The organism is Streptomyces sp. SS8 (assembly GCF_054072955.1).
This window is the reverse complement of the sequence record NZ_JBSVCZ010000028.1, coordinates 69,689-84,772: the sequence shown is the minus strand read 5'-3', so window position 1 is coordinate 84,772 and position 15,084 is coordinate 69,689. Positions and strand designations below refer to the sequence as shown.

Annotated in this window: 12 protein-coding genes; 5 read left to right on the top strand and 7 right to left on the bottom strand. The window is 72.0% G+C overall.

Annotated features, from left to right (window positions below):
- Positions 1–209: 209 nt before the first annotated feature.
- From ACW69E_RS23545 to arfA, 5 genes are all read left to right on the top strand, one after another.
- Positions 210–1,565, top strand: a complete 1,356-nt coding sequence (locus ACW69E_RS23545; protein ID WP_457500275.1) for an extracellular solute-binding protein — start codon at positions 210–212, stop codon at positions 1,563–1,565.
- Positions 1,562–2,521, top strand: a complete 960-nt coding sequence (locus ACW69E_RS23540) for a carbohydrate ABC transporter permease (protein WP_457500274.1) — start codon at positions 1,562–1,564, stop codon at positions 2,519–2,521. The genes ACW69E_RS23545 and ACW69E_RS23540 overlap by 4 nt, the downstream gene beginning before the upstream one ends.
- A gap of 17 nt (positions 2,522–2,538) precedes the next feature.
- Entirely contained in the window at positions 2,539–3,471 is a 933-nt protein-coding gene (locus ACW69E_RS23535; RefSeq protein WP_457500280.1) for a carbohydrate ABC transporter permease, read from the top strand.
- Positions 3,472–3,683: 212 nt separating this feature from the next.
- Complete coding sequence (locus tag ACW69E_RS23530; protein ID WP_457500279.1) at positions 3,684–4,604, top strand: arabinan endo-1,5-alpha-L-arabinosidase; 921 nt, start codon at positions 3,684–3,686, stop codon at positions 4,602–4,604.
- Positions 4,605–4,666: 62 nt separating this feature from the next.
- Entirely contained in the window at positions 4,667–6,175 is a 1,509-nt protein-coding gene (gene arfA, locus ACW69E_RS23525) for an arabinosylfuranosidase ArfA (protein ID WP_457500273.1), read from the top strand.
- 102 nt (positions 6,176–6,277) lie between these two features.
- Here arfA and ACW69E_RS23520 read toward each other — a convergent pair whose 3' ends face one another.
- The 7 genes from ACW69E_RS23520 to ACW69E_RS23490 all read right to left on the bottom strand — a co-directional run bounded on the left by ACW69E_RS23520 (position 6,278) and on the right by ACW69E_RS23490 (position 15,039).
- The gene (locus tag ACW69E_RS23520) at positions 6,278–7,447 is read right to left on the bottom strand and encodes an aldose epimerase family protein (protein WP_457500272.1); all 1,170 of its coding nucleotides are present in this window, start codon (positions 7,445–7,447) and stop codon (positions 6,278–6,280) included.
- Positions 7,444–8,715, bottom strand: a complete 1,272-nt coding sequence (gene mmsB, locus ACW69E_RS23515) for a multiple monosaccharide ABC transporter permease (protein WP_457500271.1) — start codon at positions 8,713–8,715, stop codon at positions 7,444–7,446. The genes ACW69E_RS23520 and mmsB overlap by 4 nt, the downstream gene beginning before the upstream one ends.
- Positions 8,712–10,277, bottom strand: a complete 1,566-nt coding sequence (gene mmsA / locus ACW69E_RS23510; protein ID WP_457500270.1) for a multiple monosaccharide ABC transporter ATP-binding protein — start codon at positions 10,275–10,277, stop codon at positions 8,712–8,714. The genes mmsB and mmsA overlap by 4 nt, the downstream gene beginning before the upstream one ends.
- A 28-nt stretch (positions 10,278–10,305) precedes the next feature.
- Positions 10,306–11,454, bottom strand: a complete 1,149-nt coding sequence (gene chvE, locus ACW69E_RS23505; RefSeq protein WP_457500269.1) for a multiple monosaccharide ABC transporter substrate-binding protein — start codon at positions 11,452–11,454, stop codon at positions 10,306–10,308.
- 5 nt (positions 11,455–11,459) lie between these two features.
- Positions 11,460–12,488, bottom strand: a complete 1,029-nt coding sequence (locus tag ACW69E_RS23500; protein ID WP_457500268.1) for a hypothetical protein — start codon at positions 12,486–12,488, stop codon at positions 11,460–11,462.
- A gap of 111 nt (positions 12,489–12,599) precedes the next feature.
- Positions 12,600–13,655 (bottom strand): zinc-dependent alcohol dehydrogenase, encoded by a 1,056-nt coding sequence (locus ACW69E_RS23495; protein ID WP_457500267.1) that lies wholly within the window; start codon positions 13,653–13,655, stop codon positions 12,600–12,602.
- A gap of 223 nt (positions 13,656–13,878) precedes the next feature.
- On the bottom strand, positions 13,879–15,039 hold the full coding sequence (locus ACW69E_RS23490) for a mandelate racemase/muconate lactonizing enzyme family protein (RefSeq protein WP_457500266.1): 1,161 nt from the start codon (positions 15,037–15,039) through the stop codon (positions 13,879–13,881).
- Positions 15,040–15,084 lie beyond the last annotated feature (45 nt).

Below are 15,084 nucleotides of genomic sequence, written 5' to 3'. Positions count from 1 at the left end.
ATCCCCTCCCGGCGCGCCCGGCGTATGCGCGGAGAAGGCCGCCCCGGCACCACCGGGGCGGCCTTCCGCGTGTACGGGCCCAGGCGCCACCGACTCCCGCCCGCCGGGGCCGTTTCCGCGCGACCCATTGACGCGAACGGCGTTCGATCCTACTTTCCCGTTCGGAGATCCGATCATTATTCGATATTTCGAACATGAGGGTGGATCGTATGCGTCGAACCTCCGTGCCGGACCGCGCCCCGAGCCGTCGGCGCGTGCTCGGCGGCATGGCCGCTCTGGCCGCCGTGACGGCCACCGGGGCCGCGGGCACCGCGGGATGCGCCGCTCCCACCGCCGTGGGCGCGGGCCGCACCCGGCTGCGCTTCTGGCACCTCTACGGCGGCGGCGACGGCGTCAACATGCAGACGATGCTGGAGGCATACCGCGCCGCGCACCCCGAGATCGCCCTCCAGGCGTCCACGCTCCAGTGGGGCGCCCCGTACTACACCAAGCTCGGCATGGCGGGAGCCGGCGGCCGGGCCCCCGAGGTCGCCGCCCTCCATCTGGCGCGGCTGCCCGGCTTCGGCCCCGGCCGGCTGCTCGACCCCTTCGACCTCGACCTGCTGGCCGAACACGGCCTGGACGAGAAGGACTTCCCCGCCGACCTGTGGCGTCGCGGCCGGATCGGCGGCGCACAGTACGCCGTCCCGCTCGACACCCACCCGGTGGTCCTCTACTACAACACCGACATCTGCGGGAAGGCCGGACTGCTCGGAGCGGACGGGAAACCGAAACCGATCCGCGGAGTGGAGGAGTTCACCGCCGCGCTGCGCGCCGCCGGAAAGGTCACCGGCAGGCCCGCACTGGCCGTCGAGACCCTCGGCGCCGGCACCGTCGGACCCTGGCGGCTGTTCTCCACCCTCTACTCCCAGACCGGTGGCACCCTGCTGGACGAGGCCGCCACCCGCATCACCATCGACGACGGCAAGGCCCTGACGGTGCTGCGCTTCATGCGCCGGCTCACCGAGGAGGGCCTGGCCCACCGCCGCCTCGACTACAACGGCACGGTCGGCGTCTTCGGCGGCGGGGAGACCGCCTTCCTCCTGGGCGGCGAATGGGAGGTCAGCACCTTCACCAACCTGGACCTGCCCTTCTCCATGACCCGGGTGCCGAACCTGTTCGGGCGCCCCACCGCCCAGGCCGACTCCCACTGCTTCGTCCTACCGCACCAGCGCGACCGCGGCGGCGAGAGCGACGAGGCGGCCCACGCCTTCGTCGCCTGGATGCTCAGGAACACCGTCGAGTGGGCCAAGGGCGGCCACGTCCCCGCCTATCTGCCCACCCTGGAGAAACCCGGCTACCTCGGACTGGAACCCCAGTCGGAGTACCGGTCGGTGATCGACGACGTCGTTCTGGACCCGCCCGCCTGGTTCGCGGGATCGGCGTCGTCCATGTGGATCGAACTCGGCGCGGTCCTCTCCGGGGTGCTCACCGGCTCCCGCACCCCGCAGGACGCCCTCGACGAGTCCAGGGCCCGGCTCCAGGCCCTGCTCGACACCCCCGACCCGCTCGGAGGCGACGCATGACCACGACCGCGCCCACCGCCCCGGCGCCACCGGCCCGGGAGGCCTCCCGCACCGGGGCAGGCCCCCTGGCCGCGGGCCGCCGCTGGACCGAGCACGGTCTGGTCTTCACCGGGCCCTTCCTGCTGCTGTACGCGCTCTTCCTGGTCTGGCCGGTGCTGCTGGGCCTGAAGATGAGCCTGGGCGACGACAACATCGCCGGCACCGACAGCGAGTTCACCGGCCTGGACAACTACGCCGAGGCCCTGCGGGACCCCGAGGTGTGGTCGTCGCTGTGGAACACGGTGTGGTTCACGCTGCTGTCCACCGTGCCCCTGGTCGTCACGGGCCTCGTCCTCGCCCTGCTCGCGCACCATCTGCGGGTGGTCCAGTGGCTGTGGCGGCTGAGCTGGTTCGCGCCGTTCCTGCTGCCGTCGGGCGTCGTCGGACTGCTGTGGCTGTGGATGATCTACCCATCCGACTTCGGCCTGGCCGACCTGCTGCTGAACTCCCTCGGCCTCGACCCCGGGATCGGCTGGCTGACCGACACCCGCTACGCGATGCTCTCGATCGCCCTGACCACCGTGTGGTGGACGGTCGGCTTCAACTTCCTGCTCTACCTCGCCGCCCTCCAGGCCATCCCCCGGCACCTGTACGAGGCCGCCGAGCTGGACGGCGCCGGCGCCTGGCGGCGGCTGCTCCACATCACCGTGCCGATGCTCGGCCGCACCACGGGGGTGGTGGTCGTCCTCCAGCTCCTCGCCTCGCTGAAGATCTTCGATCAGGTCTACATCATGACCGGTGGCGGCCCCGACGAGAGCACCCGACCGATCCTTCAGTACGTCTACGAGGCCGGCTTCACCGGCTACCGGATCGGCTACGCCTCGGCCGTCTCCTACGTCTTCTTCGCCCTGATCGTGATCGTCTCGCTGATCCATCTGCGGACGACCCGCCGTTTTCGTGAGGAGGCCGCCAGGTGAGCGCGACCGCGAAGGCCGTGAACCCGGCCGCACCGTCCGCCGGTCCCGGCACGGAGCCGTCCGCGCCGCCCCCGCCCACCGGTCGCACCGGATCAGCCGGACGCACCGGCGAGGCCGGCCGGCGGCCGCGCTGGACCCCGGGCCGTGTCGCGCTGCTGGCCGCCGCCCTTCTCCTGGCGGCACTGTGGGTGCTGCCGCTGGCCTGGGCGGTGGCCACCTCACTCAAGCCCGAGAGCGAGACGACGCGCACCTCGCTGGAGTGGATCGGCTCGCGGATCACCTTCGACGCCTACGAGAAGGTGTGGGCCTCCGGGGACCTGGCGCGGTGGATGCTCAACTCGGCCTACATCTCGGTCGTGACGACCGCGCTGACCGTCGCGACCTGCGCCATGGCCGCCTACGGCTTCTCGCGCACCGCCTTCCGCGGCCGGAAGACGCTCTACGGGCTGGTGCTGGCCGGGATCATGGTGCCGCCGCAGGTGCTCATCGCCCCGCTCTTCGCCGAGATGGTCTCCCTCGGACTGGTCGACACCTACTGGGGCGTGATCCTGCCCCAGGTCGCCGTCCCCGCCATGGTGTTCATCCTGGTGAAGTTCTTCGAGGGGGTGCCCCGGGAACTGGAGGAGGCCGCCTACGTCGACGGCGCCGGGCGCTGGCGGGTGTTCTGGACGGTCGTGCTGCCGCTGTCGAGGCCGGTCCTGGCCGCCGTCGCCATCTTCACCTTCATCCAGACCTGGAACAACTTCCTGTGGCCGTTCCTGGTGACCACCGACCCGAACGCGATGACGCTGCCGGTCGGCCTGGTCAACGTCCAGTCCACCTACGGCGCCCGCTACGCCCAGGTGATGGCCTCGCTGGTGATCGCCGGGCTGCCGCTGCTGCTGGTCTTCGCCTTCTTCCAGCGGCAGATCGTGCGAGGCGTCGCCCACACGGGGCTGGCCGGCCAGTGAAGGAAGGCCGTTCCGTCCCGTTCCGCAGGAGAGAAGAGGAGGTCCCAAGAAGCCGTGAACCCCGACCGGTCACCGAGAACTTCCGAAGGAGCCCGATGAGCAGTCGCACCTCCCCCCACACCACCCCCCACCGCGCATCCCCCCGCCCGCCCCTCCGCGGGCCCGCCCGCCGGCCCCTGACAGCCCTGGCCGCCGCCCTGCTGGGCACGCTCATGGCCCTCGTCCCCGGCAGCGCCTCCGCCTACCCGGGGCCCGGCCGGGTGACCGGCGACGTCTCCGTCCACGACCCGTCGATGGTCCGCCTCGACGACGGCCGGTACATCCTCTACTCCACCCACAACGGCCCTCAGGCGCGCATCTCCACCGACCGCGTCCACTTCACCCACGCCGGGGCGGCGTTCCCCAACCCGCCCTCCTGGTGGGGCCGGTACTCGCCCGAGCGCAGCCCCTGGGCGCCGGACGTCTCCAAGCAGGGCGGCCGGTACTGGCTGTACTACTCCCTGTCCACCTTCGGCTCCAGCCACTCCGCCATCGGCGTGGCCACCAGCCCCAGCGGACTGCCCGGCACCTGGACCGACCACGGCCCGGTGTACGCCACCAGCACGGGCTCGGACCACAACGCCATCGACCCCGACCTGTTCGTCGACGACGACGGCAAGTGGTGGATGACCTTCGGCTCCTGGTGGACGGGGATCAAGATGATCCGGCTCGACCCCTCCACCGGCAAGCAGCACCCCGGCGACCGCACCCTGTACTCCGTGGCCGCCCGCAACCCCACCGGCAACGGCATCGAGGGACCGGCCCTGGTCAAGCGGGGCGGTCACTACTACCTGTTCGCGTCCTTCGACAAGTGCTGCGCCGGCACCGACAGCACCTACAGCATCCGCGTCGGCCGCTCCACCAGCCCCACCGGACCGTTCCGCGACCAAAGCGGCAGGGACATGCGCGACAACGGCGGAACGGTCGTCCTGGAGACCCACGGCCGGGTCGTCGGCCCCGGCGGCCAGTCCGTGATGTCCGACGTGGACGGCGACCTGCTCGTCTACCACTACTACGACCGCGACAACAACGGCTCGCCCACCCTCGGCATCAACCTGATGCGCTGGGAAGGCGGCTGGCCGGTAGTTTACTGAAACCTTTCAACCCCGGGTGGGGCCCAACCGGGCCCCACCCCGCCCTCCGACGGAAGGAATCCATGAGCACCGCCCATCCGGCCCGGTTCACCCTCGACCCCGCCTTCACCGTCGGCGAGGTCGACCCCCGGCTGTTCGGCTCCTTCGTGGAGCACCTCGGCCGCTGCGTCTACACGGGGGTCTTCGAACCCGGGCACCCCCGTGCCGACGAGCAGGGCCTGCGCACCGACGTCCTGGAACTGGTCCGCGAACTGGGCGTGACCGCCATCCGCTACCCCGGCGGGAACTTCGTCTCCGGCTACCGCTGGGAGGACGGCGTCGGGCCCGCCGAGCAGCGCCCCCGCCGCCTGGACGCCGCCTGGCGGTCGGTGGAGAGCAACCGCTTCGGCCTGGCCGAGTACATCGACTTCGTCCGCAAGGTCGGCGGCGAGCCCATGATGGCAGTCAACCTCGGCACCCGCGGCGTGGCGGAGGCCCGCGAGCTGCTGGAGTACGCCAACCACCCCGGCGGCACCGCCCTGTCCGACCTGCGCGCCGCCCACGGCGACAAGGAGCCCTACGGCATCCGGCTGTGGTGCCTGGGCAACGAGATGGACGGCCCCTGGCAGACCGGCCACAAGACCGCCGCCGAGTACGGCCGGCTGGCCGCCGAGACCGCCCGGGCCATGCGCCAGCTCGACGACTCCCTCGAACTGGTCGCCTGCGGCAGCTCCAGCCAGGCGATGGACACCTTCGCCGCCTGGGAGGCCACCGTCCTGGCCGAGACCTACGACCTGATAGACCACATCTCCCTGCACGCCTACTACGAGGAGACCGACGGGGACCGCGACTCCTTCCTGGCCTCCGCGGTGGACATGGAGTCCTTCATCGAGAACGTGGTGGCCACCTGCGACCACGTCGGGGCCCGGCTGAAGTCGCCCAAGCGGATCAACCTCTCCTTCGACGAGTGGAACGTCTGGTACCAGCGCCGCTTCCAGGCCGGGCCGCTGCCCGACTGGGAGGAGGCGCCCCGGCTGCTGGAGGACAACTACACCGTCACCGACGCCGTCGTCCTCGGCTCCCTGCTCATCACCCTGCTGCGCCACGCCGACCGGGTGGCCGTGGCCTGCCTGGCGCAGCTCGTCAACGTCATCGCCCCGATCATGACCGAGCCCGGCGGCCCGGCCTGGCGGCAGACCACCTTCTTCCCCTTCGCCCAGGCATCCCGCCACGGGCGCGGGCGGGTGCTGGAGGTGCGGGTGCAGTCGCCCGCGTACACCACCGCGAAGTACGGCGAGGTGCCGCTGCTGCACGCCACCGCGGTGCGGGACGAGGCCACCGGCGCCGTCACCGTCTTCGCCGTCAACCGCGGCCGGCACGCCGCCCTGCCGCTGGAGGCCGCCCTGCACGGGCTGGACCTGGAGCGGGTCGCCGAACACAGCGTGCTGGCCGACGCCGATCCCGAGGCCCGCAACACCCTGGCCGACCCCGGGCGGGTGACCCCCCACCGGGGGGAGGGCACGGAGCTGGCCGGCGGGGTGCTGCGCGCCGCCCTGGAGCCGATGTCGTGGAACATGATCCGGCTCGTGTGACACGCTGACGCGCCGACGGCCGGTGTGCCGGCGGCGGGAACGGGACGCGCGAGGAGGGGCCGCCCCCTCCTCGCGCGTCCCGCCCCGCGCGCCCTGCCCGGCCTACTCGGCGGAGAAGGAGTGGACGGTGGTGGAGCGGTAGGTGCGCCCCGGCCGCAGCACGGTGGTGGGGAACGACGGCTGGTTGGGGGAGTCGGGGAAGTGCTGGGTCTCCAGGCAGAAGCCGTCGCCCTGCCGGTAGACCCGGCCCGAGGTGCCCTCCAGGGTGCCGTCGAGGAAGTTGCCGCTGTAGAACTGCACGCCCGGCTCGGTGGTGGCGATCCGCATCACCCGGCCCGAGACCGGCTCGCGGACGGTGGCGAAGTGCTCGGGCTCGGCGGTGATGCCCTTGTCCAGCACCATGTTGTGGTCGTAGCCCTGCCCGTACAGGATCTGCGGGTGCGCCTTGCGGATGTCCGTCCCGATCGGCTTGGCCCGCCGGAAGTCCAGCGGCGTGCCCGCCACCCGCTCCAGCTCGCCGGTGGGGATCAGCGTCCCGTCCACCGGCGTGTAGCGGGAGGCCGCGATCTCCAGCTCGTGGTCCAGGACGCTGCCGGAGCCCTCGCCGGCGAGGTTGAAGTAGGTGTGGTTGGTGAGGTTGACGACGGTGGGCTTGTCGGTGGTGGCCTCGTAGTCGATCCGGAAGTCGCCGCGGCGGTCCAGCGTGTACTCCACCCGGACCTCCAGTCTTCCGGGGAAGCCCATCTCGCCGTCCTCGCTGGTGCGCGTCAGCACCAGGCCGCTCTCGCCGCGCCGGGTGAACGGCTCCACCGCCCACATCCGCTTGTCGAAGCCGCGGTCGCCGCCGTGCAGGGTGTTGTCGCCGTCGTTGCGCGGCAGTTCGTACACCCTGCCGTCCAGGGTGAAGCGGCCCCGTGCGATGCGGTTGCCGTAGCGGCCGATGAGCGCGCCGAAGTAGGGGGAGCGGGCCTCGTAGGAGGCCGGATCGGAGAAGCCGAGCGAGACGTTGGCGGGCCGGCCGTGCCGGTCGGGCACCTCCAGGGACTGGACAATGCCGCCGTAGGACAGCACCCGCAGCCGGGTGCCTCCGCACGACAGGGTCCAGATGTCCACCTCCGTGCCGTCCGCCAGTTCGCCGAAGCGGGCGCGGCGCGGCGCGGACGGCCCGCCCGGCTTCGCCTGCGCGGCCCCGGCGCCCGGTCCCGCGGTCGCCGCCGCTGCCAGACCGGCCGCGGCGGCCGCGCCGATCACACTGCGTCTGCTGGTGCTCACGAGCCCACCTTCCTCTTGTTCCAGACGTCGAATCCCACCGCCGCCAGCAGGACCAGGCCCTTGATGACCTGCTGGTAGTCGGTGCCGATGCCCACCAGGGACATACCGTTGTTGAGTACGCCGAGCACCAGACCGCCGATGACGGCCCCGAGTACGGTACCCACACCGCCGCTCATCGAGGCTCCGCCGATGAACGCGGCGGCGATCGCCTCCAGCTCGAAGTTGATGCCGGCCTGCGGGGTGCCCGCGTTCAGCCGGGCGGCGTACACGCAGCCCGCCAGCGCAGCCAGCACGCCCATGTTGATGAAGACCAGGAACGTGACCCGCTTGTCCTTCACTCCCGACAGCCTGGCCGCGGCCCGGTTGCCGCCGAGGGCGTACACATGGCGGCCGACGACGGCGTTGCGCATCACGAAGCCCAGCCCGATCAGGATGCCGCACATGATCAGCAGCACCACCGGGACGCCCCGGTAGCTCGCCAGGGTCAGGGTGAACGCCACCACCGCCGCCACGATCGCCACGCACTTGAGGACGAACAGGCTCAGCGGCAGCACCTCCAGCTCGTACTCCCGCTGCCGGCGCCGGCCGCGCCACTCCTGGAACAGCACGACCGCCACCACGACCACGCCGATGAGCACCGTCAGGTCGTGGTAGTTCTCCAGCGGGCCGCCCTCGGGCAGGAAGCCCTGGCTGATGTTCTGGAAGCCGCGCGGGAAGGGCGCCAGCGACTGCCCCTCCAGCAGGATCTGGGTGCCGCCGCGGAACAGCAGCATCCCCGCCAGGGTCACGATGAACGACGGGATGCCCACATAGGCGATCCAGAAGCCCTGCCAGGCGCCGGCCACCGCGCCGATCAGCAGCGAGCAGGCCAGCGCCGCCGGCCAGGACAGGTCGTGGTGGACCATCAGCACGGCCGCCGCGGCCCCGACGAAGGCGGCCAGCGAGCCGACGGACAGGTCGATGTGGCCCGCGATGATCACGATCATCATGCCCATGGCCAGAATCAGGATGTAGCTGTTCTGCTGGACGATGTTGGAGACGTTGACGGGCTTGAGCAGATTGCCGTCGGTCCAGATCTGGAACAGCACGACGATCAGCACCAGCGCGACGAGCATCCCGTACTGCCGCATGTTGGAGCGCACGGTCCGCAGCAGCAGCGCCCCGGCGCCGCTGCCGCCCGTACCGCCGCGGGCGCCCCCCGCCGGCCGGCCGGGCCCGCCCGCCGGTCCTCCCGGCCCCTTGCGCGCGACACTCTCTTCGGTCGTCATCGATCGCCTCGGCTTCCGTCCCTCGTCATATGACGCATCAGCACTTCCTGGTCCGCGTCCTCGCGCGCCACCTCGCCGGTCAGCCGCCCGGCCGCCATGGTGTAGATCCGGTCGCACATCCCCAGCAGCTCCGGCAGCTCGGAGGAGATCAGCAGCACCGCCCTGCCCTGGGCGGCGAGGCGGTCGACGGCGGTGTAGATCTCGTACTTCGCCCCGACGTCGACACCGCGCGTGGGCTCGTCGAGGATCAGCACCTCCGGATCGGCGTGCACCCACCTGCCGAGCACGACCTTCTGCTGGTTGCCGCCGCTGAGCCGGCCGACCTGCTCGTGGACGGTCGGGGTCTTGATGTTCATCGAGTCGCGGTAGCCCTCGGCGACCCGCCGCTCCCGGTGCTCGTCCACCACCCCGGCCCGGGCCAGCTTCGGCAGCGAGGCCAGGGAGATGTTGCGGCTGACGGTGTCGATCAGGTTCAGCCCGTAGGTCTTGCGGTCCTCGGTGACGTACGCCAGACCGCGGGCGACCGCCCGCGGCACGGTACGGGTGTCGGCCTCCTCGCCGTCGATCCGCACCGTGCCGCCCGCGTACAGGCCGTAGGAGCGCCCGAAGACGCTCATCGCCAGCTCGGTGCGGCCCGCGCCCATCAGCCCCGCGAGACCGACGATCTCGCCGCGCCGCACGTTCAGCGACACGTCGTCGACGACCTTGCGCCGGTGGTCGACGGGGTGGCGGACCGTCCAGCCGGAGATCTCCAGCGCCACCCGCCCGGCGTCCGCCCCCCGGTAGTGGGTGCGCGGCGGGAAGCGGCTGTCCAGGTCGCGGCCGACCATGCCGCGGATGATCCGGTCCTCCGAGACCTCGGCGGGGGCGCCGGGGAAGGGGCGGACGGCGAGGGTCTCGACCGTCCGCCCGTCGCGCAGGACGGTGACGGTGTCCGCCACCTCGCGGATCTCGCCCAGCTTGTGGGAGATGAGGATGCAGGCGATGCCCTGGGAGCGCAGCTCCCCGATGAGGCCCAGCAGCTTGGCGCTGTCCTCGTCGTTGAGGGCGGCGGTCGGCTCGTCCAGGATCAGCAACCGCACCTTCTTGGCCAGTGCCTTGGCGATCTCCACCAGTTGCTGCTTGCCCACGCCGATGTCGGCGACGCGGGTGTGCGGGTTCTCGCGCAGCCCGACCCGCCGCATCAGCTCGGTGGCGTGGCGGACGGTCTCCCCCCAGCGCACGACGCCGCGCGGGGCGTGCTCGTTGCCCAGGAAGATGTTCTCGGCGATGGACAGGTAGGGCACCAGCGCCAGCTCCTGGTGGATGATGACGATGCCGCGCCGCTCGCTGGACCGGATGTCGCGGAAGGCGCACGGCTCGCCCTCGAAGAGGATCTCGCCCTCGTAGCTGCCGTGCGGATGGACGCCGCTGAGCACCTTCATCAGCGTCGACTTGCCGGCCCCGTTCTCCCCGCAGACCGCGTGGATCTCCTTCGGCCGGACGGTGAGATCGACCCCGGACAGCGCCCGGACCCCGGGGAAGGTCTTGGTGATCGAGCGCATCTCCAGAACGCTGCTCATGACTGCTCCTGGGGGAGTGGGAACCGGGCTACTTGAGCTGGTCGGCGGTGTAGTAGCCCTCGTCCACGAGCAGCTCGGTGTTGGACTCGTCGATGCTGACCGGCTCCAGCAGGTAGGCCGGGACGGTCTTGACGCCGTTGTCGTAGGACTCGGTGTCGTTGACCTCGGGCTCGTCGCCCTTCAGCACGGCGTCGGTCATCCGCACGGCCTGCTCGGCGAGCTTGCGGGTGTCCTTGAAGACGGTCTGGGTCTGCTGGCCGGCGATGATCGACTTGATGGAGGCCAGCTCGGCGTCCTGGCCGGTGACGACGGGGTAGGGCTTGGCCTTGGTGCCGTAACCGGCGCTCTTGAGCGCGGAGATGACGCCGATGGAGATGCCGTCGTAGGGGGAGAGGACCGCGTCCACGCGCTCGCTGCCGTAGTAGCGGCTGAGCAGGTCGTCCATGCGCTTCTGGGCGGTGCCGCCGTCCCAGCGCAGGGTGGTGACCTGGTTCATCTCGGTCTGGCCGCTGCGCACGGTCAGCCGCTTGTCGTCGATGTGGGGCTTGAGGACGCTCATCGCGCCCCTGAAGAAGAAGCCGGTGTTGTTGTCGTCGGGCGATCCGGCGAACAGCTCCAGGTTGAACTTCTCGTCCGCGCCCCCGCCGTCCTCCTCCAGTTCGAGGGCGTCGACGATGTAACGGGCCTGGAGTTCGCCGACCTTGAAGTTGTCGAAGGTGGCGTAGTAGTCGACGCCCGCGGTGCCGCGGATGAGGCGGTCGTAGGCGATGACGGGGATGCCGGCCTCCTCGGCCCGGCCGAGTACGTCGGTGAGCGAGGAGCCGTCGATGGCGGCGATCACCAGGGCCCTGTGCCCCTTGGAGATCATGTTCTCGATCTGCGCGACCTGGTTCTCCACCCTGTCGTCGCCGTACTGCAGATCGGTCTCGTAGCCCGCGGCCTCGAACCGCTTCACCATGTTCTCGCCGTCGGCTATCCACCGTTCGGAGGACTTGGTGGGCATGGCGATGCCGACGGTGCCGCCCTCGGCGTCGCGGCCGGCGCCGCCGTTCCCGCCGCCGTCGGAGTTCTGGCCGCAGGCGGTGAGGGACAGGGCGAGGGCGGCGCAGGCGCCGACGGCGGCTGTGAGGGTACGGGTACGTGTGCGGGCACGGGTGCGGCGGCTGTGGTCGCGCATGGTGGTCAGTTCCCTTCGGACGTGGCGGCGTCGGCGGATGTCCCGGGTTCGTCGGATGTCCCGGGTTCGTCGGGGAAGCGGTTGAGGGGGCCGGGCAGACGGGAGCCGGGCGGGGACATCCCGTCCCCGGCGCCGAGGCGGGCCAGCAGGTCCAGCGCGAGCCGGCCGCGGCGGACCCGCTCGCGGGCGGTGTCCAGGGTCGCGTCGCGCAGGTGCGCGCCGTAGGGGTAGATGGCGGGGGCCTTGCTGAGCCCGAACTTCAGGTAGACCGGCGCCCCGCGCCGGATCAGTTCGGCGGCGTCGTACATCCGCACGTAGCCGCCGAGGTCGTCGGGGGCCTCCAGGTAGAAGTCCATCGGGGCGCGGCTGACCCGGCGGATCTCGGTCAGGTGCTCCAGGGTCAGATCGGAGGGCACGTTGACCGAGTCGGCGCCCAGCCGCTCGAAGACGGCGTACGAGGCCGGGTTCACCGGGCCGATCAGCGCCGACACCTTGAGGGTGGTGTCGGCGGGCAGGACGCCGCGCGTCCGCATCCGGTGGAGTGTGTACAGCACGCCCTCGTCGGCCACCAGCAGGCAGCGCACACCGAGTTCGGTGGCGCGTACGGCGTCCTCGACGCATCCGGCGAGCGCGTCGTGGCCACGGGCGCGCAGCCCCGCGCCGCCGGAGGGCGTACGGGTGCCGGCGCCGGCGTCCCAGGTGCCGCGCGGCCCGGTGAACAGGCACAGCTCCACGTTCCGCTCGGCGCAGGCGCCGGCCATCTCGGAGATCTCGGCGTCGGTGAGCATCCACACGCCGCTGCCCTGGCTGATGCGGTGGACGGGGACGTCCAGCGCCTCGGCCTCCTTCAGCACGGTGGCCAGCGCCTCCGGCCCCTCGACGGAGGGGATCTCGGTGCGCCAGGTGCCGCCGTCGGGGAAGGTGTGCGGGGAGGAGTCGCAGGGGTCCCGGTCGGGACAGGGGTGGCCGAGGGAGGCGAGGGCGGCCTCGCCGGGACGGCGGGGGCCGGAGGGTGTGATGGACGCGTCGGTCACGATGCTCCCAGGTTCAATCTGATTCGATCTGACTCGATCTCGTTCGGTATCTCGTACGTCGTTCGCGGTCGGAGGCGCGGGCCGGGGCCGTGGGCGGCCGGGAAGGCGGGGTCAGGGCCGCAGCAGGACCTTGCCGACCTCCGGGTCGCCGCCGCCGGCCAGCGCGACGGCCTCGGCGAATTCCTCCAGCGGCAGCTCGTGGGTGATCAGGGACGCGGGCGCGAGCAGCCCCGCGCCGAAGGCCCGTACCGCATGGGCCCAGGCGGCCGGCGGGGCGCCGAAGACGGAACGGACGGTGAGCTGGCTGACGGACAGGTGGACGGGGTCGATGCCCAGCGCGCCCGGCCCGGGCAGCCCGGTCAGCACCACCCGCCCGCCGCGCCGGGCCAGCAGGCAGGAGTCGTGGGCGGTGGTGGGCGCACCGGCGGTCTCCACCACCAGGTCGTAGCGGCCGCGCAGACCGCCGGCCTCCGGCGGTGCGCACACCCCGGTGGCGCCCATGGGCAGTGCCTGCCCGGCGCGTTCGGTGCGGGGATCGACGACCAGCAGCTCGGCCGGGGAGACGGCGGCCAGCAACTGCACGGCCAGCAGGCCGAGCGTGCCCGCCCCGACCACGGCGATCCGCTCGCCCGGGCGCGGCCCGCCCGCGAGCACCGCCGCCGCCACCACGGCGGCCGGCTCCAGCAGGGCGGCCGAACGCAGGTCGGCGCGGTCGTCGAGGACATGCAGCAGCCGGGCGGGCAGGACGAGGAAGTCGGCGAAGGCGCCGGGCCGGGTGAAGCCGGTCTCGTCGTAGCCGCCGGTGCACAGGCTGGTGGCGCCCTCGCGGCAGCGGTCGCAGACCAGGCAGGCGCGGAACCCCTCGCCCACCACCTTCCGCCCCACCAGCGCCGGGTCGGTGCCGGGTCCGACCGCCTCCACCGTGCCGGACCACTCGTGTCCGGGCACGACGGGGTAGCGGACGTAGCCCTCGGCGCGGGTGCCCGCGTACACCTCGCGGTCGCTGGCGCAGACGCCCGCCGCGTACACGGCCACCCGCGCCTCGCCCGGCCCGGGCTCGGCGCGGGGTGCCTCCACCAGCCGGTGGACGCCGGGCCGCTCCACGAGGACGGCGCGCCCGCCGGCGCGGAGGCCGTCCGGCGCCGGGGTGTGTGCGGGTGCGTTCACCACCGGTTCCTCCCCACGGCGCGTGGCTCGCCGGCGCCCTCGGCGCCCGCCGCGGAGCCGCCCCCTGCCGGACCGTACGCGCCGCACCGTCCCGCGCCGCACCGGCGAAGCCGGCGCACACGGGGCCGCGCGCCATCCCCGGCTTCCGAAGACGCGCCCGCGCACCGGTGTACGGCAGGGGCGGGCGGCCCGGACACCGTGAGCCCCCGGCACGCGCCCCGCCTCACGACCGGGCTCCGCGCGGGTCCCGCTTCTCCCAGCCCTCGGCCCACAGGTCGAAGCGGGCCTGCTGCTGCGGGAACTCCGCCGCCGCGTCGGTGTCCAGCTCCACCCCCAGGCCGGGTGCGTCGGGGAGGGAGAAGTAGCCGTCCACGACCTCCGGCGCGCCCTTGACCACCTTCTTGATCTCGGCGTCCGCGAAGTCGTTGAAGTGCTCCAGGATCTTGAAGTTCGGTGTGCAGCCGGCCAGTTGGAGGGAGGCGGCCGTCAGTACCGAGCCGCCCACGTTGTGCGGCGCCACCAGCATGTAGTGGGTCTCGGCGGTGGCGGCGAGCTTGCGGGTCTCCAGGATGCCGCCGATGTGCCCCAGATCCGGCTGGATGATGTCGGCGGCCTGGGACTCGAACAGCTCACGGAACTCGATGCGGTCGTGGATGCGCTCGCCGGTGGCGATGGGCATGTCCACCTTCTCGGCCACCTTGGCCAGAGCCTTGAGGTTCTCCGGCGGCACCGGCTCCTCCAGCCAGCTCGGCCGGAACGGCTCGACCTCGCGGGCGATGCGGACGGCCGTGGCGGGGCTGAAGCGGCCGTGCATCTCCAGCAGCAGCTCGCACTCCGGCCCGATCGCGTCCCGCACCGCCTCCACCAGGGCCACCGAACGCAGCGTCTCGGCGTGGTCCAGCTCGAAGTGGCCGGTGCCGAACGGATCGAGTTTGAGCGCCCGGTAGCCGCGCCCGACGACCTTCAGCGCCGCCTCGTGGAACGCCTGCGGGGTGCGCTCGACGGTGTACCAGCCGTTGGCGTACGCCTTGACCCGGTCGGTCACCCTGCCGCCCAGCAGCTGCCACACGGGCACGCCCAGGGCCTTGCCCTTGATGTCCCAGCAGGCCATCTCCACGCAGGCGATGCCGGACATCACGATCTCCCCGGCCCGCCCGTAGTCGCCGTACTTCATGCGCCGTACCAGGTCCTCGACCGCGAAGGGGTCGGATCCGGCGATGTGGTTGGCCTCGGCCTCGCGCAGATAGCCGACCAGGGCGTCGGTGTGACCGAGCATCCGGGTCTCGCCGACGCCGGTGAGTCCCTCGTCGGTGTGCACCTGGACGTAGGTCAGATTGCGCCACGGAGTACCGACGACATGCGTGCTGATCCCGGTGATGCGCACAGCGGCTGCCCTTCTCTGCCGTTCGATATTTCGTCACACGTTCGA

Coding starts and splice junctions, on each gene's coding strand:
- ACW69E_RS23530 (WP_457500279.1), top strand. CDS start 3,684: ATGGCCCTCGTCCCCGGCAGCGCCTCCGCCTACCCGGGGCCCGGCCGG.
- arfA (WP_457500273.1), top strand. CDS start 4,667: ATGAGCACCGCCCATCCGGCCCGGTTCACCCTCGACCCCGCCTTCACC.
- chvE (WP_457500269.1), bottom strand. CDS start 11,454: ATGCGCGACCACAGCCGCCGCACCCGTGCCCGCACACGTACCCGTACC.
- mmsA (WP_457500270.1), bottom strand. CDS start 10,277: ATGAGCAGCGTTCTGGAGATGCGCTCGATCACCAAGACCTTCCCCGGG.
- mmsB (WP_457500271.1), bottom strand. CDS start 8,715: ATGACGACCGAAGAGAGTGTCGCGCGCAAGGGGCCGGGAGGACCGGCG.
- ACW69E_RS23545 (WP_457500275.1), top strand. CDS start 210: ATGCGTCGAACCTCCGTGCCGGACCGCGCCCCGAGCCGTCGGCGCGTG.
- ACW69E_RS23540 (WP_457500274.1), top strand. CDS start 1,562: ATGACCACGACCGCGCCCACCGCCCCGGCGCCACCGGCCCGGGAGGCC.